Raw genomic sequence first — 23,577 nt, 5'->3', positions numbered from 1 at the left:
TGGATATGCCGAAGATCGTAGCGGTCGACACCGATTTCGAGGATAACAATCTGGAAGAGGCCATGGCCAGGGATGCGGGCATCGAGTTCGAGGTCACGCATGGCCGCACCGCCCAGGCGGTTATCTACGGATTGCTGGAAACCGGTGCAGATGCAGCGGTGACGTCGTATGCGATGTTCCCGCGCGAGGTGTTCGAGGCCTGCCCGAACCTAAAGGCGGTCAGCCGTACGGGCGTCGGGTACGACGAGATCGATGTGGAGGCCGCAACCGAGCATGGCGTTGCCGTGTGCAACGTGCCCGGTTACGGTACGGAAGTGGTGTCCGATCACGCCATTACGCTGGCGCTTTCGGTTTTGCGCCGGATCAACGAGCTTGATGCCGATATGCGCCGCGGCGTGTGGGATTATGCGCGCACGCGCCCGCTCGGGCAGTGCCGCGGTCGCGTGTTCGGCGTCGTCGGCATGGGGGAAATCGGCAGAGCGGCGGCCAAGAAAGCTGCTGGTATGGGCTTTGAGGTGGTGTGCTGGTCGCGTAGCTTGAAACCCGGGCGGCGTACTCCCGAAGGTTACCCCGTGCTGCGCCTGAAAGAGCTGTTGCAGACGGCGGACGTGGTGAGCCTGCATACCGCGCTTACTCCCGAGACACATCATCTGATCAACGCCGAACGTCTCGCCCTCATGAAGCCGGATGCTGTGCTGGTGAACACCGCTCGCGGCGCCGTGGTGGATACCGTGGCATTGGCCCAGGCGCTTTGCGAGGATAAGTTGTGGGGCGCGGGCTTGGACGTGTTCGAGCAGGAGCAGCCTTTCGACTTCGACCATCCCATCATGAAGGCACCGCACACTGTGCTTTCGGCGCACGCGGCGTATTGGTCGGAGGAATCCGGCCGCGAACTGCGCGAGCGCGCGATGCAAGCGGCTATCGACGCTGTGCAGGGCCGGGTTCCGGTTGATTGCTTGAACCCTTGCGTGTTCGATTCATCTGCAAGGTAGTGCTTGACGATGACGTAGCGTCATCCGCTACAGTGAATTTTTTTCGGCAGAGTAGATGTCGGTTCGTGGGGTGAAGCAGGACATGGGAGAGCAAAGCAGCCAAGACTTAATGACGGTTGGGGAATTGGCTTCACGCGTCGGCGTGACGGTTCGAACCATCCAGTATTACGATCAACGCGGGCTGCTGCATCCCACATGCAAAGGGGAGCAAAATCTTCGCTTGTATTCCTCGTCTGACGTCGACCGTCTCAATCGCATAATTACGCTGAAATACCTGGGGCTTTCGCTTTCCCAGATTCAGGAGGGCGAAGGGAGCGACCCCGACGGTGAGCTGACTAGCGCTTTGGCGGAACGCGAAGCGGAGCTCGAGCGTGAAAGCGCGCGGATTCTTCGGGATATGAATGCGTTGCAGAGTTTGCGCGCGCATCTTGCTGTGGCCGATCATGTGGATTGGAGCGAATCGGCATCCGCTGTTGGTAGCGTGCGGGATCGTGAGGACATGCTGTGGTCTGCCATCACCGGCGAATCGCTTGAGGGTTGCCCGATTCCCGAGTTATCCCGTGAAGAGGTTATCTGTTGGCATCAGCTGATGGGCGATACGATCGAGGCAATGCATGACGGCGTATTGGCAACCGATGAGCGCGCACGAGCGCTTGCGATTCGTTTTTCCAGCTTAGGGGGCATGCCCCATGCCCTTGCTGGTTTGAAGCGCTTGGCAAACCAACGCAGCTCGGGGCCAAAGCAGTACGGTCGTGACTTTTATGCCGGCATTCAACGGCGCACACTGAGTTTTTTGCAAGATGCGCTCGATTGTTCTCGTTCTGATTCGCGGGAATAGCTGCACAGGTACGCTTATCGTTGTATTGACGGCGACGTAACGTCGCTCGGTACCGTTTTCCCCTGTAGTGATAACTTGATCAGAGGGGGAGACGATGATCGTATCGTGGATGACCACGAATCGATGCAACTTGAAGTGCGCTCATTGTTATCAAGACGCAGACGAGTGCGATAACCGAGAGCTGTCGACCGAAGAAGCGCGCGCGATGATTTCCGACATTGCGCGCGCAGGTTTCAAGATCATGATTTTCAGTGGCGGTGAGCCGCTTATGCGTGATGACATTTTCGACTTAGTGGCTCATGCGGCATCATGCGGACTCCGCCCGGTATTCGGCAGCAATGGAACCTTGATCACGCAAGACGTTGCGCGAAAGCTGAAAGCGGCGGGTGCGTGCGCTATGGGCATCAGCATTGACAGCCTTGACGCGGAAAAGCATGACAAGTTTCGCGGAATCAACGGTGCGCATGCGGCAACGCTGGCGGGAATCGAAGCCTGCAAAAGCGTCGGCCTGCCATTCCAGGTTCACACCACTGTGGTTGATTGGAACCGTGACGAGGTGTGCGACATCACTCGGTTTGCCAAAGAATCGGGCGCGATGAACCATTCGGTGTTCTTCTTGGTGCCGGTCGGGCGTGGTAAGGACATTTCAGACGAAAGCATCGATGTTGAGCAAAACGAGCAGCTGCTTGCTGACATTTTGCGTGCCGGTTGCGATGCCGGCATCGAAGTTAAGCCTACGTGCGCGCCGCAGTTTATGCGTATTGCCGAGCAGATCGGTGTTCAAACGCGCTATACGCGAGGTTGCTTGGCGGGGCTGACGTACTGCGTAGTCGGAAGCGAAGGCATCGTGCGCGCGTGCGCATATATGACCGAAGATGCAGGCGACGTGCGCAAACAGCCGTTTGACGAGATTTGGCGTACCAGCCCGGTGTTTCAAGAGCTGCGCACGCAGGCGTATAAGGGCGCGTGTGGGGCGTGCGATTACAAGGGCATTTGCGGCGGATGTCGCGCTCGCGCTGCGTATTACCATGATGGGGACATTTTGGGGCAGGACGATTATTGTGCATGGGGCATGAAGAGCGCAGCACGGGATGCGTCCGGCGTATCGGTTGCTTAGCGGCACGTATCAATCCAAAAGGAGCAAGCAATGAACAAAGTTGCAAAAGGCGCCGTTGCGCTTTCGTGCGTGTTGGCTATGGGCGCAGGATCGTTCTCTTTAGCGGGGTGCTCGTCGCAAGGAAGCCTCGCTGCATCCAATGCGGGCGAAACGGAGACGTCGGCAACGCAGGGCGCGTATACCTTTACCGATGATTTGGGCCGCGAAGTGACGGTCTCGTCGCATAATCGCGTGGTTGCCGGCATGGGCAGCTTCGCAAACGTGTGGGAGCTGGCCGGCGGTACGCTGGTTGGAGCGTCCGATGACGCTTTCTCCGATTACCACATTGCGTCGGATGCGCAGAAGATCGGCGATTTTTCGTCGCTCAACGCTGAATCGATTATCGCGCTCAACCCCGATTTCGTGATTTTGACAGGGTCGAGCAGCGGCCGCGGTGGCGGCGTTGCGCAAACCGAGCTGGCTGATACGCTTACGGCGGCGAACATTCCCGTGGCGTATTTCAAGGTAACCACGTTCGACGACTATCTGCGCATGCTGCGCACGTGCTGCGATATCACAGGCGACGAGCAGGCGTATGCGGAAAACGGCCAGGGTCCGGCAGATAGGATCGCCGAGATTTGCGCGAAGGCGGAAGGAAAGCAAGCTGGCAGCGCCGCGGTGCTGACCACGTATTCGGGCGGTACGCGCGTGCAGTCGTCCTCGACGCAGACGGGAACCATGCTTGCCGATTTGGGAGCGCAGAACATTGCCGATTCCGATAAGGGCCTGTTGTCCGATTACAGCATAGAGGCGCTGATCCAGGATAACCCCCAAACCATTTTCCTTCTGCCTATGGGTAATTCCGATGGGTCGGCGCAGCAAGCGCTTGCCGAGCAGACGACGCAGAACCCTGCATGGGCGCAGCTTGATGCGGTGAAGAACGATCGTGTGGTGACGCTTGATCCGCAGTTGTTCCAGTACAAGCCAAATGCTCAGTGGGATCAAGCGTATCAAGTCCTGTTCGACGCGCTGTACGGCGAATAGGTTGATTCGTGCGTAGGGATCGACTCAAAACGGTTGCGATGACGGATTGTGCGCGACATCGTTTTGGCACCATGCTGCTTGTCTTGCTTTTGGCTCTTGCCGGCGTGGTGTTCGCTGGTCTGGCGCTGGGGTCGTCATCTATTGGCGCGAGCGATGTGGTGGCGTACGCTACGGGCAACGCGTCCGACATGGCAGTGAACGTGCTGGCGAACGTGCGCGTGCCGCGTGTCCTTGGGGGCGTGCTTGCCGGTGCGGCGCTTGCCGAGGCGGGTGCGCTCATCCAAGCAACGTTGAATAATCCGCTGGCCAGCTCAAACATCATCGGCGTCAACGCTGGATCCGGCTTGTTCGTTTTGCTGTTCGCATGCGTGGCTCCGCATGCGCTGGGCGTGTCGGCAGCTGGTGCGTTTTTGGGCGCGCTCGCTTCGGCGTTGCTGGTGTTCTTCGTGTCGTTGTACGCGGGGGCTTCGCGCCTGACCATCGTGCTTGCCGGCATGGCGCTCACGTCCATATTCACGGCGGGAATGAACGCGATTCTCATTTTCAATCCGGATGCCTACGTGAACTCATCTGGTTTTTTGGTTGGAAGCCTTTCGGGCGTGACGGCGTCTGAGCTGGTGATTCCCGGGTGTGCGATCTGCGTCGGGCTGCTTGTGGCCGCAGGCCAGGGAACTCGTCTCAACATCTTGTCGTTGGGGGATGAGGGTGCGCACGCGCTGGGGCTGAACGTGCAGCGAACTCGGCTGATATTGCTTTCGCTTGCGGCGCTGCTGGCGGGTGCCGCGGTTTCCTTTGCCGGGCTTATCGGATTCGTCGGGCTGGTCGTCCCCCATATCGTCCGCTTCTTCGCCGGCCATGATAACCGTCGCGTATTGCTGCTTTCGCCTGTTGTCGGGGCTATCGTGGTGTGCGTGTGCGACACCGTTGCGCGCACGCTGTTCGCGCCGTTCGAGATCCCTGTGGGAATTTGCATGGCGCTGATAGGCGGCCCATTCTTCATTTATCTGATTCTTCGTTCGCGGAAAGGAGAAGTCGATGGGCGCTCTTGAGTTTGATAACGTCGTATTCGGGTACGGCGGAAGCCGTTTATTCGACGGCTTTTCCGCGTTGTTTCCGACAGGGAGCATCAGCTGCATCGTCGGCCCGAACGGCTGTGGGAAATCAACGCTTGCGAAACTTGCCATGGGGCTGGTGAAGCCGACATCGGGGCGCGTGCGCATTGCCGGGCGCGACGTGTCATCGCTGGCTGCTCGCGAGCGAGCGCGTCTTTTAGGCGTGTTGGTGCAGCAGCAAGAGGCGCCGATGATGACGGTGCGCGAGCTGGTGGTGTGCGGGAGGTTTCCATGCTGTGGATCGTTTTCGCGCTTGAGCAGGGAAGACGAAGAACGCATCGACGAGGCGCTCTTGCTTGCCGGCGTGTCTGAGCTACGCGATCGTTCGCTGCAGAGCCTGTCGGGTGGGCAGCGGCAGCGCGTGCGCATGGCTATGGTGTTGGCGCAAGATACGCCGATCGTGCTGTTTGACGAACCAACGTCGTTCATGGATGTGGCGGCGTGTTTCGATATGGTGCGGCTGATTCGCCAGGTTCGGCAGCGCGGCAAGACGGTTATCGCGGTGATTCATGATTTGAACCTGGCGCTTTCGGTTGCCGACCAGGTATTTGTGATGGAGCGAGGGCGCTTAGCTGCGCAGGGCGAACCGACGGATGGCTGCGTTCGTGCTGCTATCGAGCAGTCCTTCGGCGTACGTTTGGAGCACGTGCAGACAGGTTGTGGCACGGCTTGGGTTCCTTTTGAGCCGCGTGAATGAATCTGCCTCCGTGGCGTTCTAGCTCGTAATCTTTTAACAGGTGGCGAGCTAGAACGCTACGGAGACATTGGCTCATATGGTTGTGAATTGTCGTGCGACGGTGATATTCTTGCCGTGTTCAAGAAAGGCGGGCGCATGACATTTAGCGGGCTGATAGCGGTATATCTGTTCCTGGGCGGAACATCGGCAGGCGCATATGCCGTGTTGGCTGTGCTGGATGTTGCGAGCAACATGTCGACATGGAATAGGCATGATGAGCGTAATAGGGCTTCTCATGCGCCGAAAAGTTTGTGTGAATCAACATATCAACGCATAAGGAGAATCGTGTATGGTGCGACGCTCTGCATTTTGATGCTGGGAGTGTTGTGTCTGATCGCTGATTTAGGTCGACCGGATGCGTTTTATTACTTGTTGCTATATCCAACAAGCAGTTTGATTTCGATTGGTGCGCTCGCGCTGTCGCTGTTGATGGGAAGTTCGTTGGCGGCTTTCTGCGATGCGGCGTTTTCGCTGGGAGCGCACGTGCGGCGTGCGCTGTGGGTCTTAAAAGCCGTGGGCATCCCCGTCGCGTTCGTGGTTATGGCATACACGGGAATGCTGCTGAAAAGCGTTGTCGCTGTGAAATTCTGGCAGACGATGTGGCTTCCGGTGCTATTCGTTCTGTCTGCGCTTTCGTGCGGCTGTGCGGTGATAATGCTTGCTCTATGCTCATGTGAGGATCGGCGGGCCGTGCGGCAATGGGATGTCAAATTACTGCGCTTTGATTTCGTGTTCGTGGTGCTCGAGCTCCTTGTGACGATACTGCTGTTTGCAAGCCTTGCCCCGGTAGCGAGCGCCGATGTGCTGACAGGTAGACATTCGCAGCTATTTTGGGGCGGCTTTGTCTTATGTGCGTTACTATTACCGATAGTGATTGAAATGTTTTCCCTGATGAGCGGGCGACATTTGAGTGCTCCGGCAACGGCGTTCGCGTCGGTGCTCGTGCTTGTCGGAGGGCTATGCTTGCGATTGGTAATGGTGGCTGCGGGTGTGCAGCCCTTGGTGTGAGACGGAAAGATTACGCGTGAAAGCGATAAAGGAAACGCCTTCGTTCGCATTTGACGAAAACAGCGACTTACCGCTGTGGGTTCAGCTTCGAAACCGAATGGCATACCTCATTACATCGGGTTTTTATAAACCGGGCGACAAATTGCCCACGGTGCGTAAGTACGCTGCCGATTTGCGCATTGCATACAACACGGTAAGCAAAGCGTACATGGGGTTGGAGCGCGATGGGTATGTGAAGACGGTTCGGGGTAGTGGCGTGTTCGTGAATGAACCGGGCGACAATCAAAAAGGGGATGCGCGGGTCAATGCGCTCGCCGAAGATTTCATCAAAAGCTGCCTGGAGCAAGGAATGGCGTATGAAGACATCCCGAAACTGGTGTCTGCGTGTGTGAGGAGGATGAAAAGGGGCCATGAAAACCAAAAATAACGGCGAGAGGCTCGTTCCGGGGCAAAAAGATACGTATCGACGTTCTGAGATGGAATTCGGTGTTGCAGCCGACGCGTATCGCTCCGACCCTACGAAAAGAGCGACGCGAAATGGCGCTGTGATGATAACGATAGCCTTGGCTATCGTTGCATTTGCGTTGATGTTGGGAGCATCCGTGGCCTTGGCGTCTGGTTTGACGCTTACAGGTATTCTGCTTTCCGCAGTAGTTGGCCTTGCTGTGCTTTCGTCGGTGCACGTCTGCATGGATTGGGAGCGTGCCGTGATCATGCGCCTGGGTCGATTTAATCGGCTTGCGGGCCCGGGTTTGTTTTTCACCGTCCCATTGTTTGAATTTTGCACGTTGCGCGTTGATCAGCGCATGAATGCAACTCCGTTTGGCGCCGAAGAGGCGCTGACTAGTGATTTGGTGCCGCTTGACGTCGATGCCGTGCTGTTTTGGGTGGTTTGGGATCCCGAAAAGGCTTGTACTGAGGTCGAGGATTATCACTTTGCCGTAGCTCTTTCCGCGCAAACGGCATTGCGCGATGCCATCGGTCGCGCATCGTTGTCGAATGTGGTTATGCGTCGTCATCAGCTTGATCAGGAACTGCGTGAGGCTGTTGAGGAAAAGGTATCTGATTGGGGCATCTCTATCGTTTCGGTTGAAGTGCGCGACCTGATCATCCCTAAAGAGCTGCAGGGGGTTATGTCGTTGGAGGCTCAGGCGGAATGTCGCAAAAGCGCACGTATCACGCTTATGGAAGCGGAGCGCGACGTTTCCGAAATCCTTGATGAGGTTGCACAAACGTATAACCATGACGAAGTGGCGCTTGCGCTGCGCAAGCTGCATTTGACGTACGAGGGCATGCAGGATAACGACAGTACGCTTGTAGTGCCAAGCGCATATAGCGAGGGCTTTAACGTAAAAGCCGATGAAAGCAAATCGCTATAACTCCTTACTTACTTGGCCTGCTTGGTTGGGGCTGGCTGTGTGACGGCGTGTGCGACAGTTATGTAAGAAAAGATCGGGGGTCTGTTGTCCGACGGGCGGTATCTAAAGTATAAATTACCAGGTCGATTACGCTTTTAGCTGACCGGTTGAGATAATTACTGTTCTCAAAATAGAATAAATACACTACAAAATTGTCGTGCGACACTATTGATTGTCGCACGACAATTTTGCTATAACGGCTCATGAAGGGTGTCAGCTGATTTCCGACAATCATATTCAGCCTCCTGCTTTCTTCGTACGTATTCGCATATCTCGAGGAAAAAGCAGGAGGACGCAGAACGCGCGGGCGAGGCGTGTTTTGCGAGAGGCGCGTCCTACTGCGGGCGCAAGGAAATAGAGGAGGGAAACATGGGTCTCGAATCCCTGTTTGCATTCACGCTGCTGGGAGGTATGGCTGCGGGTGCGTACGTGTTTGAAACGTGCTTTGCCCGTAAGCGCTCGGGCAATCGCCCGTGGCTTTTGCCCCTGGTCGTAGTTGCTTTGTTCGCCATCGGCATGATTGCCGCTTCTACGCATGTGCAAAGCATCCCGCGTGCAATGGGCTCGTTGACAAGCGGAACCGTTAACTTTGCGTCTGGCATGGTGCGCGAGGTTGCCGTTTCCGGCGTGTTCTTCGTGCTGGCTCTTATCGACATGATCATCGCGTTCGTGAAAAAGGACAGCCCCTTTGCGCTGCGCGTGGTGACGGCCGTGGTTGCCGTAGCATGTATGGTGTTGATGGGCACCGCGTACACCGACGTGTTCGGTAATCCCGTTTGGACGAACGCTCCGGCAACGGTGCTGAGCTTCGTGGCGGGCGATCTTGCCATGGGTCTTGGTCTGTGCGCTGCGCTTGGCGTCGCGAAGTTGTCCGAAAAGCCCGTTGCATACACGATGGTTGCTGTTGATGTGGTGCTTGCCATTGGTCTGGCGCTTGAGGTTGCGGCCTTTTCGGCTGTTGGCATAAGCCCGGTTATGCAGGTGGTCGGCTTGGTGGTTGCGCCTGTCGCTTCTGCTGTGTTGACGCTGCTGGCTTCCAAATTCGCAAATAAGCAGACGCTTGCGATCGTCGTGTGCGCTGCTCTGGTTATCGGTGTTGCCGTCGCTCGTTACGCGTTCTACGCGACGTGCGCGCTGTAGGGAACGAAGGGGGATAAACCGTGAATTCCAATAACATTTCCCGTCGTGGTTTCCTGGGTGCTTCCGCTGTTGTTATGGCAGGTGTTGCCGGCCTGACCGCAACTGGTTGCTCTGCGGAATCAAGTCTCGAGGCCGTCGACAAGCACGAGCTGCCTGTCGATCCGGCAAAGGGCGGCGAATGGATTTCCGCAGCCTGCTGGCATAACTGCGGTGGTCGCTGCATGAACAAGGTCATGGTCAAGGACGGCGCCGTTGTTCGTCAGAAGACCGATGACACGCACGAGGATTCCATCGAGTATCCGCAGCAGCGCGGTTGCGTGCGCGGTAAAACCCAGCAGCAGCAGTGCTTCGGCGCTGACCGTATTCTTCATCCGCTCAAGCGCAAGGGCTGGCAGCCTGGCGGTGGCGAGAAGTCCAACGGCCAGATGCGTGGCAAGGACGAGTGGGAAGTCATCAGCTGGGACGAAGCTATTAAGCTTGCATCCGAGGAAATCAAGCGCATTTCCGACGAGTACGGCCCCACGGGCTTTTATTGCAAGGCGAACAACACCACGCTCAATGTCCTTTCCGGTTACGTGCGCGGATGGGATACCACGTCGCATGGCACGTATACGCTTGACGTGACGAAGATGGGTCTTCCGACTACGGACTGCGGTACGGGTGATGCGGATACGGCAAACGATCGCTTTGACCTTGAAAACGCCGAGTACATTATCATGTGGTCGTCCAATCCTGCTTGGTCTGCCGCCGGTACGCCTATCAACTATTGGATGGCTGCGCGCGACAAGGGCACCAAGTTCGTATCCATCGACCCGCTGTACAACGCGTCCGCCCAGATGCTTGATGCTGAGTGGGTTCCCGTTCGTACCGGCACGGACATGGCGCTTATGTTCGCTATTGCCTATGAAATGCTTCGCCTTGACGAGGAAAAGGGAGGCATCATCGATTGGGACTTCATCCATAAGTACACGGTTGGTTTCGACTCCGAGAGCATGCCCGAGGATAAGACCATCGATGAGAACCTTAAGGACTACATCCTTGGCAAGTACGACGGCACGCCTAAGACGCCGGAATGGGCAGAGCCGATCTGCGGCGTGAAGCCTGAGCAGGTCACCGAGCTGGCTCAGATTATGGCAAAGAGCAACAAGGTCATGATTCTGCACAACTATGGTATGGCTCGCTGCAACGGTGCCGAAATGCTGCCGCAGCTGTTGATCGCCTTGGGCGCCATGGGCGGTCATATGGGCAAGTCCGGTCATGCAACGGCTAGCGCATATCACGCAAACGCCGGCAATGGCGGTGCTCGACTGATTTCCGCCGGTGCCGCAAAGATGCCGAAGACGACCAATCCGGTTACCACGGGCGTTCGCCAGCCTCAGATGTATGAGATCATCAAGAATGGCGGCGGCCACACGCAGGACGTTTCCAATGCGTACGGCTCCTTCCACGAGCCCAATCCTACGGAGCTTGGTCCCATCAAGTGCATCTATCATATGACCGATGCCGTCCTGCAGACGTCTTTGAACCAGAAAGAGGGCATCGAGGCCCACCGCGCGGTTGACTTCGTGTTGACGTTGGCGCAGTTCATGACCACGAACGCTCGCTATTCCGACATCATTTTGCCGGTTACGACCGAGTGGGAGCGTTGCGGCGGTTTCGGCGACTACAACAACCGTGAATACCTGCCGTTCTACACTCGCGTGACGCAGCCGCTTGGCGAGGCGAAGACCGACCAGGAAATCGGCGAGCTGCTGATTGCGGGCGTCGGCAAGGATCCCAAGCTTGCTTATGGCAAGACCGAGGATCAGCAGCTGTACGAGAAGATTGCCGGCTGCAAGGTCATGGGCGATGACGGCAAAATGAAGACGTTGGTCACGCTGACGGCTGATGATATCAAAGGCCTCAACGCCGAAGGCGCGCCGCAGGAAGGCATCATCACGCTGAAGGAGCTGAAGGAAAACGGCGGCTATCAGTTCCCGCGCAAGCGCAATGACAAGCACGGCCACATCGGCTACCAGAAGTTCGTCGACGATCCTGAGGCAAACCCGTTGAAGAGCAAGTCGGGCAAGCTGGAGATTTACTGCCAGGCTCGCTACGACCTGATGGCGTCGTTCGGCTTCCCTGGAATCGAACAGTACAAGCCGTACCCGACCTATATCGTTCCGTGCACGGGCTACGAGTCCACGTTCAAGGACGGTAAAATCGGCGGCGAAAAGGGCGAGTATCCGTTCCTGATGTTCAACCCGCACTACCTGCGTCGTTCGCATACCGTGTTCGACAACTGCCCGTGGCTGCGCGAGGCGTGGGCAAACCCGGTGTTCCTGGCTCGTAGCGATGCGGAGAGCCTGGGCATCAAAGACGGCGACACGGTGCTGCTGAGCTCGCCGTATGGCAAGGGCCTGCGCAACGCTGCCGTTATGGACGTGTTGATGCCCGGCATGGTCGGCGTGCCCCATGGCGCATGGGTTGACGTCGATGAAGAGACCGGCATCGATATGGCTGGCTCCGACAACTATCTGATTGGTAGCGAGTACAGTGGCATGGGCGTGTCTGGTTACAACAACCAGATCTGCAATGTCGAGAAGTACACCGGCGCTCCGCTTGGCCGCGACTGCGACAAGCCGGCTCGCTGGAGTGCAAACTAGAGCTGCGGAAGAGGAGAGTGAATCATGAGCGTTGGATTCTATTTGGACCAAAGCCGCTGCACTGGTTGCCGCGCTTGTCAGGTTGTGTGCAAGGATAAGAACCGTCTTGAGGTTGGCACGCTGTATCGCGAGGCGCATTCCTACACGGTTGGCGAGTTCCCGAAGGTGCAGGGTTTTAGCTACACGTTTAGCTGCAATCACTGCGAGGACCCTGTTTGCCTGAAGAATTGCCCGACGGGCGCCATTTACAAGGCTGCCGACGGCACGGTGATTCAGGATCAGAGCAAGTGCATCGGCTGTCGCATGTGTGTGATGAGCTGCCCGTATGGCCAGCCGAAGTATTTCCCGGAAAAGGGTGTTTCCGGTAAGTGCGACGGCTGCTATGGCCTGCGTCAAGAGGGCTCCCAACCTGCTTGCGTGGCTGGCTGCCCGAACCGTGCGCTTGATTTTGGCGACATGGATGAGCTGCGCGCGAAGTATGGTAGCAACTTGGATAACGGTAGCATCGTGGTGCTGCCCTCGCCCGAGGAAACGCATCCGAATGTCTTGATTAAGGCGAAGGACTGCGCGTTTAGCCAGGAAGCGCGTGAGCTGACCTGGTAATAGGTTGATTGCCGCCGCATCGCGCTGTTTGCTCGATGCGGCGGTTTTGTTTCAGGTTCGTTGTGCCGCGCCCTGGATGGCGACGGCGCAGAAGGAGCGGGGATGGACAGCAAAGACGAGGAAAATCGCATTGCCATGACGCTGGCACGCCGTGCGTATTTATATGGCGCCTTTCATGTGGTGTTCGGCGGCGGAGTGCATGAGGCGTCAGCTGCGCAGCTTTTCGGCGAGAACACGGCAGGCGCGTTGGCGTGGCTTGCCGGTAAGGTGGCCGCTGATGAGGGGCTTTCGGAGAAGAGCGTGGGCCTTTCCCTCCGCACGATGACCGAGTGCGTTGTCGAAGCGGTTGCGTGCGTGGGTGAACATAGCGAAGGGGATGCGGTTTCCAAGGCGACAGTGGCCATGGAAGAAGATTTCCCCAAGTTGTTTCAGGTTCCTGGCGATAGCTACGTTCGTCCCTGGGAGTCTCCGCATACCAGTACCGACGGCATGCTGTTCAGGGGAAGCACGCTTGATGTTCGGTCGTTCTATCATCAGGCGGGATTCAGGCTACAGGCCGAGCAGCATTTTCCCGACGATCACATTTCCGCGATGATGGATTATATGGCGCGCATGAGCCAGTGCGTTTATGAGGCGTATGCTGACGGACGCGATGAGAATGCGGCGAAGACGCTTCGTACCCAGAGCGACTTTCTGCGGAAACATGTGCTGACGTGGGTCGATGCGTTCGCTGATGAGGTGATTCGCAAAGATATCCGTGCGTATTACGCTGCGTTTGCGGGTGCTATGGCGGCGTTTGCGCATGTTGACGCTGCGCATGTTGAGAAGTTGGCGGCGGAACTTTCGGCTGAATAGCGTTTTGCTTCAAGGGGGATTTGTGGATATTCGCGAGTATGCACAGGCGTTTGATCAGGTTGAGCACGACTATGAGGATGCGGTTGCTGCGTTTGGAATCCCCTTTGAGGTGACGGAATCGTGCCCGCGCAAGCGGCGTTTGCAAACGGCGGCGATGTGCGGTTGCCATTGCGAAAACGGCGGTGGGTCGCTATGGCGCGGGTGGATTTCGCCGGCGTGTCTGGCGTGCCGCACGGGCGAGCGCACGGCTACGTTTTTCGTTGATTTGCGCTGCACGCGACATTGCTATTTCTGCTTCAACCCGAATCAGGATCGCTACGAGTACTTCTTGTCGCACCGTCGGGATATCGTGGGCGAGCTTGAGCAGGCTGCTGCAGTTGGCGCCCAGTTCGATTGCCTGGCGATAACGGGTGGCGAGCCGCTCTTGCATAAGGAGTCGGTTGTCGCGTTCGTGAGGCGTGCAAAGGAACTGTATTCCGACGTGCATATCCGCCTATACACGTGCGGTGACTTGCTGGATGATCCGTGCTTGGATGCGTTGGCTGATGCGGGACTTGATGAGGTGCGATTCAGCATCAAGCCTGAGGATGTCGCGCGCCCCGATGCGCCCGTGTTTGGGCGAATCGAGGCCGCCATTTCGTCGCTGCCCGATGTGATGGTTGAGATGCCGGTGATCCCCGGCACGCTTTCCGAGATGCAGGAGCTGCTTGTGCGCTTGGACGACATGGGCGTGCGTGGCGTGAACCTGTTGGAGTTCTGTTTTCCGCTGTGCAATGCGGAAGCGTTTCGCGATCGTGGGTTTGAACTGCGCAAGCACCCTTTCAACTACTTGTATGACTACTGGTACGGCGGCGGTGTTCCCGTTGCGGGCAGCGAGGCCGAGGCGTTGGCGTTGATGGAATATGCTGTGCGTGAGAGTTTGCTGCTTGGTGTGCATTATTGCAGTTCCGACAACAAGAATACGGGGCAGGTGTATCAGCAGAATAAGGTGTTCACCTGCGACGATGGGGTGTGGGCGTATTGTCCGTGGCTTGAGGCCGACGAAGGCGACCGCTTGCTGAAATGTGCGAAGGCTTTCGGGGATGACGCGGCGCACGTGCGCGATTGGGCCTGCGCGGCCGGTGTGCCGTGCTCGTTTGACGAAGGCGTCCCGAGCGCCGCGATTCCGTTGGGCAGCGTTGCGGCATTGCGGGAAATGTGTCCCGGTGTCGCGCTTGCGGAAAGTGCGAATGTATTCGAGCGGCGCGAAACCGGCGAGCTGTATCTGCGAGAAGTGGGCGTTCGCGAGATGTGAGCCGCGACATGCGGAAGTTAGCGGGCCTCCGCATGCGATCAAGGACGGCGGTCTTGCAGGACGAAAGCGTCGATGCTCGCCTTGCGTCTTATAGGCTGCGTTGCTGGTATAGCCCGTTGTCGGTGAAGCCTTGCTTGCGGTAGTAGCCGCGTGTGCCGATGGCGCTGATCACATTTATGGCGGTGTAGCCGTTTTCGCGGGCGATATCGCAGGCTCGCTCGATGAGCATGCGGCCGAGGCCTCGGTGCTGGGCGTTCTCGCCGCCTTGGTGCAGGCCGGCAACGCGTCCGTATACGTGCACCTCGCGGATCATGGCCTCGCCGGCATTGATGGGCAGGTCGGTAGCGTGCGCGTTGGCATAGTCGGCGTTCGGCATGGATAGACGCAGGAAGCCTGCGATGCGGTTGTCGGGCGTTACCCACTGCAGGAACACTTCGTGGGTGTTCGTCGTCTCGTAGGCGACTTCCGAAAGTGAGAGCTCGTCGTTTGCGGCAGCTCCGAAGGCGATTTCGCGGGAACGGATCTCCTGCACTGGTTGGGCTCGTTTCGCGAGCTCCAGATCGACCAGCTGGCGCAGGTTCACCTTCTTGTTGCCGGTCATGATGTCGTGTGCCGAGATATCGCGGATCATACGCGATATGCGCGTGAACGGCGGCGTAACCAGCACGTCTTCGGCTAGCAGGTTGACAAGCTCCTGCTCGGTGTAGGGGCGCCAGCTGCCGTCGCGCCAATGAGCTACCAAGCCCGTGCCGTCCACAAGGGCGCAGGGGTACAGCTTGATCTCGTCGGGCTTGAAGGCGGGATGCTCGACCATGCGCCGATAATCGGCGGCGTCGCTTTCTGGTGTTGCGCCGAGCAGGTTCGTCATGAAGTGCGCGTGCGTTTTGAAGCCGAAGATGCGGGCGAGCTCGAAGGCCCGCTGCATGCGATCGACGCCGATGCCTCGATGGTTCGCGGCAAGGATGCGCTCGTCGAGGCTTTGGATGCCCATCTGCAGCTTCGTGCAGCCTAGGCGGCGCAACGTGGCAAGCCGATTGGGCGTGACGGCGTCGGGACGGGTTTCCACCACAAGGCCCACGCAACGGTGCTCTGCGGACTCGTTTTCGCGTTGCAGGGCTTCCAGCTGGGAAAACGTTGCGGTCTGCCATTGCGCGGCAGCGGCCCAGCCGTTGCCGTCCGCGTGGGTTCCGCAGGCGTATAGGTTTCGAACCGTTTCGTTGTAGGAGGCATCGCCGGCGGTGACGCGCGCTTGTGCTTCGGCAGCCCAGTTGGCAAGGTCGTCGCGCTCGCAGGCTATGCCGGCGTCACGGTATTGCTTGCGGCGCGTTTCGGATTCGCGCTCCACCGCGGTTTCGCAGCCCATGTCGTTCAGGGCGCGGAACAGCTCGTGCATGTACCAGATTTGGTATGCCTCCGGGTAGTCGCTCCAGGTGCCGCCCAACACGATGAGCTCCACCTTATCGGTGACGTGCCCCATTTGATGCAGCGTGCGTAAACGGGCAGTGACCTGCAGATATGGGTCGAACCAGTTGCGCTCTGCGCGTTGGCAGGCCGGCTCGTCGTGCAGGTAGCTTTTGGGCATGCGCACATCGTTGGGGCAGTACAGGCATGCGCTTGAGCAGGGCCAGGGCTTCGTAAGCACGGTGACGGTGGCCACGCCGGATGCGGTGCGGCGCGGTTTGACCTGCAGCGTTCGCACGAGCAGGGCTTCCTCGGCGGGCGAAACGCCCCAGGTGCGCCAGTGTTCGGGGCGATGCTCCTTCTCCTCTTGATAAAACGGCAGCAGCTTCTTCTTCGCCACATAGCGGACGGGGCCGGCCACCTCGCGGTTTCGGGCGCGGATGATACGGTCGAGCGCATCGGGGGCAAGCGGGGCGTTGGTGCGGCGAATCTCACCGAGGATGTTATGCAGTGTCTTTTCCATAGGCGGTATTGTACGGCATAGCGCAAAAGGGGAAAGGCGCGGCATCGACGCTTGCGTCGAAATGCCTACACGTGCGTGACAACTTTGGGGAGCGCTCGACATCGCTGGCCGCTGCACAATGTCTACACATACGTGAAGGCCTTGCGGAACGTACGCGGCGGTTCCATGCAAATGCTCGACAGGTTGGGGCCTAGATGATGCAGAGCGCTTATCGATGGCGTGTCAAAAAGGCTACTGACCAGGCATTATCCGCTTATCGAGAAATCAGTTCCCAAGTGATGTTGGCTTAGTGCCATTTAAACGGCCACGTTAGAATTAAGGAAAAGAACGAAACGAAGCAACGATGGGAATGCCCGTGGACAAGCCGCTTACATATCTGGACAACGCCGCAACAACGCCTCCCTATCCCGAGGTGCTTGCGCGCATGCACGAGGTCATGATGGACGGCTGGGGCAACCCTTCGTCGCCGCATGTGGTAGGGCGCCGCGCCAAGGAAATGCTCGAGGACAGCCGTGCAGCCATCGCCGATGTGCTTGGCGTTGATGCTGATGAGATTTACTTCACGTCCGGCTCGACGGAGTCGAACAACCTGGCCATACGCGGGGCGTGCTTGGCTCAGCGTGAGAACCCGGGCAAGATCATCACCTCCACGTTGGAGCATTCGTCGGTGACCCGAACCGTTCGCGGTATGCGACGCGACCTTGATTGGGATTGCCGCTACGTCGATGCGCCGGATGGCTGCTTCGACATGGAGCAGCTGGCCGAGCAGTTGCAGGACGGTCCCACATCGCTTATCTCGGTGATGCGCGTGCAAAACGAGACGGGCTGGATCTTCCCCATTCCCGAAATCGCGCAGTTGCGTGATGAGCTGGCGCCGGGCGTGCCGCTACATTGCGATGCCACGCAGGCGTTTTGCAAGATGCCTGTCAACCCTCGCGAATGGGGCGTGCAACTGCTCACGGCGGGCGCGCACAAGATCGGCGGGCCGCGCGGCATCGGCATCCTGTATGTGCAGCGCGGCCTCCCCATGCACACCACCGCGTTCGGCGGTAACCAGGAGCGCGGTTTGCGTTCGGGCACTGAGCCGGTGTTCCTTGCGGTGGGCATGGCAGAAGCCGTGCGTATCACTGCGGCGCATATGGAAACGGACATGGAATACGCCGCAAGCCTTCGCGAGCGCGCCATCGAGGGTTTGAAGCGCGAGATCCCCGATGCGGTTGTGCATGCGCCCGAAGGCGGAAGCCCCTACATTCTGAGCGTTAGCGTGCCTGGCCTGCCGAATGCCGTATCGGTGAAATACCTGTCCGGCCGCCGCGTGTGCGTGTCGCGCGCGTCGGCGTGCGAAGAGAATCACACCACCGTCGCGCCGGGCACGTGGCGTCCGAAGCATCCGCTGGCGCTGCAGGCGGCAGGTATCCCGCTTCGCGAGGGCAAGGAAACGCTGCGCGCAAGCTTCTTCCATCGCAATATTCCTGAAGATGTGGATCGCTTCGTTGCCGTGCTGGCGCAGTGCGCCCGAGAGATGCGCGAGTCGTAGGAATATGGAACTGCGTGGGGGCGCCAACCGCGAGCAAGCGTTTGCAGTCGCAAGCAGCGGCGCAGCTTGCGTGGCCGATGCGGCTGAAGATCTTGTGGCGAGCGGTGGTGCGGCAAGGGGCGCCGAAGAGGTGCTGGCGCTGCGCTTGTGCGCGCTGACCGGGGAGTTCTATCGCGCGAACGCGGAATCGTTCTCGCAGACGCGGCAGTCGCCGTGGCAGGGTTGGGTACGCTTGCTCGAGGTTGTGGGCTTGGCGGCTAAGCAAAAGCCGCTGCGTGTGCTCGACCTGGCTTGCGGCAATCTGCGTTTCGAGCGATATTTGGCGGACGCCTTGCCTGGCAGGATGCTGTCGGGTTGGGCGGTGGACAATTGCGATCCGTTGGTGGAAGCCGGGGAACGAAACGAATCCGACGCGTTGTCCCGAATGAGCTTCCAGAATCTTGACGCGATCGAGCGGCTTTTTGCTGGCTGCCTTCGGGAAGCGCTTGAGGCGCCGGATGCGTCGTGCGATTTGGCGGTGTCGTTCGGGTTCATGCATCATGTGCCGCTGGAGCGTTGGCGGGTGGGGCTTTTGCGCGCGCTTGTCGCGAAGGTGCGCCCGGGCGGGTTCGTGTCAGTGAGCTTCTGGCGATTCCTGAATAGCGACAAGCTGGCGAGGAAGGCGAAGGAAACCACGAGCCGTGCGCGTGCTGAGCTGGGGATTCCCGAGCTGCCGCCGAACGATTATCTGCTGGGTTGGCAGGACACGCGGGGGCTGTATCGCTATTGCCACCATTTCAACGAGCCGGAAATCGAGCGGCTGTTGGCGATGGTGGCGGATTCTGCGGACCTTATAAGCCGTTTCGAGGCGGATGGCAAGACGGGCAATTTGAACGAATACGTGGTTTTGCGCGTGAAGTAGGGGCGGCCGCCGTGCGAATCGTTCGCAGGCAACCGCCCCTTTCTCGTTTCGGTGCTCGGCTACGCAAGCAACTTCTTGCCCGCGCCGGAGGTCACTGCCGATCGTGCAACCAGGTACGTCGACGCCAAGTAGATCGCGTACACCGCAACTACTAGTGCGATGCCGATGGTAAGCGTGCCGGTAACTGCCGAAGCGCCCCAAAGCGATAGCAGGTTCTCGTACAGAACGCTGATCGTGCAGGCCGAATGGCATCCTGCAACCAAAAGCGGAGCCACGAAGTAGATGCCGATCTGCGTGCGCAAGCTTCGCAAAACCATGGCCCTGTCGCACCCTAGCTGGGCAAGCAGGCGATAGCGCGGAATGCTGTCCGCTACCTCGGAGAGCTGCTGAACGGAAAGAACCGCTGCGGTGGTCATGAGGAAGACGAACCCGATGTAGAGAGCCAGGTAAACCAAGAGCAGCTTAAGCCCCATGCTGTCGGCGATAACGCTTTCGCTCGTGTCGTAATAGGACACCGGCCATGCGCCGGAATCGTAAGTCCAGCCCATTTCGGCAAGCTCATCACTCGGGGGGACGGCTTTGCCGTATTCAGCCATCAGGTCTTTCATGGCCTGCTCTTGCGAATCGCTTGCCAGGTTGACGTTCAGCTCGCTCAAGTACGGCAGATCGCCTGCGGCGAACCTGTCGGCCGCCAATTCATCGGGAACAACCAACACGGCGACCAAGCAACTCATGCTGCTTACCTGGAGCGATTGCGAAACAACCTGCCCGGATGCGGTCAGCTCATGGCCGTCGACGGTGATGGTGCGCCCTTTCTGGCCAAGCGCCTTCGCGTAGTCGGTAGATTTATCGATCGTGTTGTCGACCAGGTATTCGTCTGTAGCAAGCTCGATCGGCTTTTCGCCTGCAAGTTGCCGTGCAGCGTTGAACTGGGACAACGAAACGTACTGCACGCCCTCGTCGGCCATGCTGGAGTTATCGTCGGAGCCGATCTGCGCAAGCGTGAAGCCGCACGCATCGGCAAGCTGCTTGTTCGTCAAATCGTTCGCGAGCCACGTGTCCACCTGGGCGGAACCGGTCACGCGCTCGTCCCAATCAGGGATGAGCGATTTGAGATACGCAGCGGTAGAACCGCCGTTCTCTTGCCATAGCCTGTGAATCTCGTTGCGCTGGGCTTCAACTTCCTGAATTGCAGCCGCTTTGGCCTCTTCCCCGCCATACTGCTCGGCTGGCACCGCCTCCATGTCGGAGATGTCAAGCGCCATCAGGCTCGCGCGGATAGACGTATCGAACTGAGTGTTCTCCTCTAGCTGATCGGAGAAGACCGTCGCCAGGCTAAAGCCCGTTGAGAATACGACGATGCTGAAGAACAGAAGAACGGTAACCGCCCACAGCGACACGAACGCGGTGTTCACCTTCGCCGAGATTTGGCGCATGGTGAACATGGCCAATCCCTTGAAATACACGCCGCGCAGACGTTGGATCACCAGGATGAAAAATCCCGATGCCGACCAGAATAGGCTCAGCGTGCCGACGAGCATAAGCGCCGTTGCGGTGCGGAAGTGTTCGCCGAAGTACACAAGGCCGTCGAGGTTGAGCTCCGCATACGCCTTCGCCAGAATCAGGCACGAAAGCACGAACACGATGAGGCAGACGATGGGGTTGCGCACGGGCATACGCTCGTTGCGGGAGTTGGCCGAAAGCAGCGTGGCAAGCTTGCAGCGCGAAATCTGCACGGCGTTGAACAGGGCGACCACAACGAAGATGAGCGCGAAGCATCCTAGGGTCAGCTCGGCGGAGCGGGTGCTGAACAGCAGATGGTAGTCGCTGATGGCCACGCCGATGAGGCCCGCCGTGGCGAAGGCGATGGCCTGCGAGATCAAAAAGCCCAGCCCAAGGCCCGCTAGCAGCGCGATCACGCCGACGATCAGCGTTTCCATCAGCACCACCGAGGAAACCTGGCGCGGGCTCATGCCCAGCAGCAGGTACGTGCCGAATTCCTTTTTGCGCGCACGAACAACGAATCGGTTGGCGTACAGGACCAAAAATCCCAAAACAACGGCGACGACGACGCTGAAATAGGTCATGACCTGCGCGAGGATGTCGAAAATGCTTGCGCCCGACGCCAGGAACACGTTCGCGGCGCCTTCCTGGGCCTCGAACAGCACGCGGGAGTCCTCGATGGCGTTGAAGGCGTAGAACACCGCCACGCCCAAAGTCAGGGTTACGAAGTACACAGCATAGTCGCGCATGCTGCGGCGCACGTTGCGCAAGGCAAGTTTCATCAACATGATGGCCACCGCCTAGTTGCGCGGCGCGCCAGCGTGCGAGGGCGCGAAGCCGACCGCGGGGGAGTCGCCCTGCTTGCCGGAAAGGAACGCCTGGACCTCAAGGATGCGCTGGTAGAAATCGGTTCGGGCGTCATCGCCGCGGCGCAGCTCGTTGAACAGCTTGCCGTCCTTGATGAACAGGATGCGATCGGCGTAGGAGGCGGCCACCGCATCGTGCGTGACCATCATGATGGTGGCGTGCAGCTTCGCGTTCAGCACCTCGAGGGTTTCAAGGAGAACGGCGGCGTTGCGCGAATCGAGCGCGCCGGTGGGCTCGTCGGCAAGGACCAGCTTCGGGTCGGCGACGATGGCGCGCGCCGCGGCCACGCGCTGGCGCTGGCCGCCCGACATCTGGCGCGGATATTTCTGCAGGACGTCTGTTACGCCCAGCATGTTCGCGGTGCTATCGACCTTCGCGCGCACGGCGTCGGCCTTCTCGCCCTTGATGGTAAGGGCCAGGGCGATGTTCTCGAAACCGGTCAGGGTGTCCAGCAGGTTCGCGTCCTGGAAGATGAAACCCAGGTCGTCGCGGCGGAACTTGGAGAGCTGACGGCTGCGCAGCTGCGTGATGTCGAGCCCGCTCAAGATGATGTTCCCGCTGGTCACGGTGTCGATGGTGGAGATGCAGTTCAAAAGCGTGCTCTTGCCCGAGCCCGATGGGCCCATCACGCCGACGAACTCGCCTTCGCAGATGTCGAACGATACGTCGTCGAGCGCGCGCGTGATGGCTTCGCGCGAGCCGTAGACCTTCCGAACGTCGCGCACGGAAAGTAGGACGTTGCGGTTGTCGGACGTGCCCGCGTTCGCGATGCCTGCCGGAGGGGTTGCGGTAACCATGGTCATGGGGATTCCTTTCTCTTCGGTTCGGTATATCCCCATGATGCGGCGCTCGCGAAAACGGAGCCATCGAAGGGCCTTACCGCAAACTTACGATTCTGTAAGGTTCGTCGCCGTAGGCGCCGGCGGGCAGTGCGCGGGCGGATCGCGGTTTGCAATGGGCGTCGGCTAGGATCCCGCCAGATCCATGCGCGTGCGGTCGAGGGGGAAGGTCAGCGCGACGGTGGTGCCCGTTCCCTCTTCTGAGGAAATGCGCAGGCCAAGGCCCATTCTTTCGCAGGCCACGGCGGCTAGGTGCAGCCCCATGCCCGTTGCCTTGTGATGCGTGCGGCCCCGGCTTCCGGTGAAGCCGCGGTCGAACACGCGCGGCACGTCGGCGGCGGGGATGCCGTCGCCGTCGTCTGCGATTAGCAGCTCGATGCAGCCGTCTTTCGTGCCCGCATCCTTCGTCGTGCCTTCGAACCGGATGGTCTTCGCGCCGTACTTCGCCGAGTTTTCCAGGACCTGGCCGATGATGAAGTCGGTCCATTTCGCGTCGGCGAGCACTTCGAGCGCCTCGTCGATGGCGAACTCGAGCGAGACCCCTGCGCCGATGAGCGTGCGGGACCGTTGGCGGCACGCTTTGCGCGCGAGGGCCGCAAGGTTGAGCTCCTCGATGGAGAAGTCCTCGCTTAAGGTTGCCGAGCGTGCGTAGTAAAGAGCCTGCTCAACGCGCGATTCGATGCGATCGAGGTCGCCGCGGACCTTGCCGATCTCGGGCCCATGAAGGCTTGCCAACGCTAGCTGCGCCGACGCAATGGGCGTTTTGGTTTCATGCACCCACAGCTCGATGTAGTTGCGGTACTCCTTCATGTCGCGTGATCGTGCGGTTAGCTCGTCGGAGGCGGCTTTACCTTGCACGGCAAGCGCGCGGTAGGCGATGGAGCCTTCCAAGGTGCGCGGCTCGTCCAGGATCGATGAGAGGCAGCGCGCGTTTTCGGGCGAGTCGCAGAACAGGTCCAGCTGCTGGTAGAACTCGCGATCGCGCAAAAACCCCGCGGCAAGCGCGACGCAGGCGAACAGGGCTTCGCAGAGGGAGACGAGTGCGATTGCGGAAGCGTTCGAGCCGGTGACGGCCATGATGCCTGCGGTAACGGCAACCAGGGCGACCGCGCCGATCGCGAATCCGGCGCGCGAGCGGAGGTAGGCGCTGAAGGAGTAGGCGCGCTCCAGGCGGTCGGCGCGGCAGCCGGCGGCAGGCGGCGTGGGCCCGGGCGAAGCGGGCACG

Annotated in this window: 20 protein-coding genes; 16 read left to right on the top strand and 4 right to left on the bottom strand. The window is 59.2% G+C overall.

Going from position 1 to position 23,577, the window contains the following annotated elements:
• The first annotated feature begins 5 nt into the window (after nucleotides 1-5).
• The 14 genes from SFHG_RS09300 to SFHG_RS09235 all read left to right on the top strand — a co-directional run bounded on the left by SFHG_RS09300 (nucleotide 6) and on the right by SFHG_RS09235 (nucleotide 14,781).
• Nucleotides 6-992, top strand: a complete 987-nt coding sequence (locus tag SFHG_RS09300; protein ID WP_042436791.1) for a C-terminal binding protein — start codon at nucleotides 6-8, stop codon at nucleotides 990-992.
• An 82-nt stretch (nucleotides 993-1,074) separates the two neighbouring features.
• Nucleotides 1,075-1,830 (top strand): MerR family transcriptional regulator, encoded by a 756-nt coding sequence (locus SFHG_RS10270; RefSeq protein ID WP_052297928.1) that lies wholly within the window; start codon nucleotides 1,075-1,077, stop codon nucleotides 1,828-1,830.
• Nucleotides 1,831-1,924: 94 nt separating this feature from the next.
• On the top strand, nucleotides 1,925-2,947 hold the full coding sequence (nirJ2, locus tag SFHG_RS09290) for a putative heme d1 biosynthesis radical SAM protein NirJ2 (protein WP_042436606.1): 1,023 nt from the start codon (nucleotides 1,925-1,927) through the stop codon (nucleotides 2,945-2,947).
• 30 nt (nucleotides 2,948-2,977) lie between these two features.
• The gene (locus SFHG_RS09285; RefSeq protein WP_042436604.1) at nucleotides 2,978-3,970 is read left to right on the top strand and encodes an ABC transporter substrate-binding protein; all 993 of its coding nucleotides are present in this window, start codon (nucleotides 2,978-2,980) and stop codon (nucleotides 3,968-3,970) included.
• A 71-nt stretch (nucleotides 3,971-4,041) separates the two neighbouring features.
• The gene (locus tag SFHG_RS09280) at nucleotides 4,042-5,019 is read left to right on the top strand and encodes a FecCD family ABC transporter permease (RefSeq protein ID WP_202898170.1); all 978 of its coding nucleotides are present in this window, start codon (nucleotides 4,042-4,044) and stop codon (nucleotides 5,017-5,019) included.
• Entirely contained in the window at nucleotides 5,006-5,779 is a 774-nt protein-coding gene (locus SFHG_RS09275; RefSeq protein WP_042436599.1) for an ABC transporter ATP-binding protein, read from the top strand. Before SFHG_RS09280 ends, SFHG_RS09275 begins: the two co-directional genes overlap by 14 nt.
• 135 nt (nucleotides 5,780-5,914) lie before the next feature.
• Entirely contained in the window at nucleotides 5,915-6,826 is a 912-nt protein-coding gene (nrfD, locus tag SFHG_RS09270) for an NrfD/PsrC family molybdoenzyme membrane anchor subunit (protein WP_081469061.1), read from the top strand.
• Nucleotides 6,827-6,842: 16 nt separating this feature from the next.
• A complete protein-coding gene (locus SFHG_RS09265; protein WP_238318321.1) occupies nucleotides 6,843-7,253 on the top strand; it encodes a GntR family transcriptional regulator in 411 nt (136 codons plus the stop codon).
• Nucleotides 7,237-8,205, top strand: a complete 969-nt coding sequence (locus SFHG_RS09260) for a slipin family protein (RefSeq protein ID WP_052297927.1) — start codon at nucleotides 7,237-7,239, stop codon at nucleotides 8,203-8,205. Before SFHG_RS09265 ends, SFHG_RS09260 begins: the two co-directional genes overlap by 17 nt.
• Before the next feature lie 408 nt (nucleotides 8,206-8,613).
• Nucleotides 8,614-9,384: a DmsC/YnfH family molybdoenzyme membrane anchor subunit gene (locus SFHG_RS09255; RefSeq protein WP_042436592.1), complete on the top strand. Its 771-nt coding sequence runs from the start codon at nucleotides 8,614-8,616 to the stop codon at nucleotides 9,382-9,384.
• A gap of 20 nt (nucleotides 9,385-9,404) precedes the next feature.
• Nucleotides 9,405-12,029: a molybdopterin-dependent oxidoreductase gene (locus SFHG_RS09250; protein ID WP_042436590.1), complete on the top strand. Its 2,625-nt coding sequence runs from the start codon at nucleotides 9,405-9,407 to the stop codon at nucleotides 12,027-12,029.
• Nucleotides 12,030-12,053: 24 nt separating this feature from the next.
• On the top strand, nucleotides 12,054-12,632 hold the full coding sequence (locus SFHG_RS09245; protein WP_042436587.1) for a 4Fe-4S dicluster domain-containing protein: 579 nt from the start codon (nucleotides 12,054-12,056) through the stop codon (nucleotides 12,630-12,632).
• Between the two features lie 102 nt (nucleotides 12,633-12,734).
• Nucleotides 12,735-13,487: a TorD/DmsD family molecular chaperone gene (locus tag SFHG_RS10265; protein WP_052297926.1), complete on the top strand. Its 753-nt coding sequence runs from the start codon at nucleotides 12,735-12,737 to the stop codon at nucleotides 13,485-13,487.
• Nucleotides 13,488-13,509: 22 nt separating this feature from the next.
• Nucleotides 13,510-14,781, top strand: a complete 1,272-nt coding sequence (locus SFHG_RS09235) for a radical SAM protein (RefSeq protein WP_042436584.1) — start codon at nucleotides 13,510-13,512, stop codon at nucleotides 14,779-14,781.
• Between the two features lie 88 nt (nucleotides 14,782-14,869).
• Here SFHG_RS09235 and SFHG_RS09230 read toward each other — a convergent pair whose 3' ends face one another.
• Nucleotides 14,870-16,705 (bottom strand): elongator complex protein 3, encoded by a 1,836-nt coding sequence (locus tag SFHG_RS09230; RefSeq protein ID WP_042436582.1) that lies wholly within the window; start codon nucleotides 16,703-16,705, stop codon nucleotides 14,870-14,872.
• Nucleotides 16,706-17,048: 343 nt separating this feature from the next.
• Between SFHG_RS09230 and SFHG_RS09225 the strand changes: the two genes are divergently transcribed.
• The gene (locus SFHG_RS09225; protein WP_042436579.1) at nucleotides 17,049-18,242 is read left to right on the top strand and encodes a cysteine desulfurase family protein; all 1,194 of its coding nucleotides are present in this window, start codon (nucleotides 17,049-17,051) and stop codon (nucleotides 18,240-18,242) included.
• Nucleotides 18,243-18,246: 4 nt separating this feature from the next.
• Nucleotides 18,247-19,143 (top strand): class I SAM-dependent methyltransferase, encoded by an 897-nt coding sequence (locus tag SFHG_RS09220; protein WP_081469060.1) that lies wholly within the window; start codon nucleotides 18,247-18,249, stop codon nucleotides 19,141-19,143.
• 59 nt (nucleotides 19,144-19,202) lie between these two features.
• Here SFHG_RS09220 and SFHG_RS09215 read toward each other — a convergent pair whose 3' ends face one another.
• The 3 genes from SFHG_RS09215 to SFHG_RS09205 all read right to left on the bottom strand — a co-directional run.
• Entirely contained in the window at nucleotides 19,203-21,434 is a 2,232-nt protein-coding gene (locus tag SFHG_RS09215; protein ID WP_042436779.1) for an FtsX-like permease family protein, read from the bottom strand.
• 12 nt (nucleotides 21,435-21,446) lie between these two features.
• The gene (locus tag SFHG_RS09210) at nucleotides 21,447-22,316 is read right to left on the bottom strand and encodes an ABC transporter ATP-binding protein (protein ID WP_081469059.1); all 870 of its coding nucleotides are present in this window, start codon (nucleotides 22,314-22,316) and stop codon (nucleotides 21,447-21,449) included.
• A gap of 162 nt (nucleotides 22,317-22,478) precedes the next feature.
• Nucleotides 22,479-23,577, bottom strand: a 1,099-nt coding sequence (locus SFHG_RS09205) for a sensor histidine kinase (RefSeq protein WP_202898169.1), incomplete at its 5' end; no start/stop codon positions are given.

It is taken from the genome of Senegalimassilia anaerobia JC110 (genome assembly GCF_000236865.1).
In the GTDB taxonomy this organism is placed as follows: domain Bacteria; phylum Actinomycetota; class Coriobacteriia; order Coriobacteriales; family Eggerthellaceae; genus Senegalimassilia; species Senegalimassilia anaerobia.
This window is presented reverse-complemented; position numbering and strand designations above follow the sequence as displayed.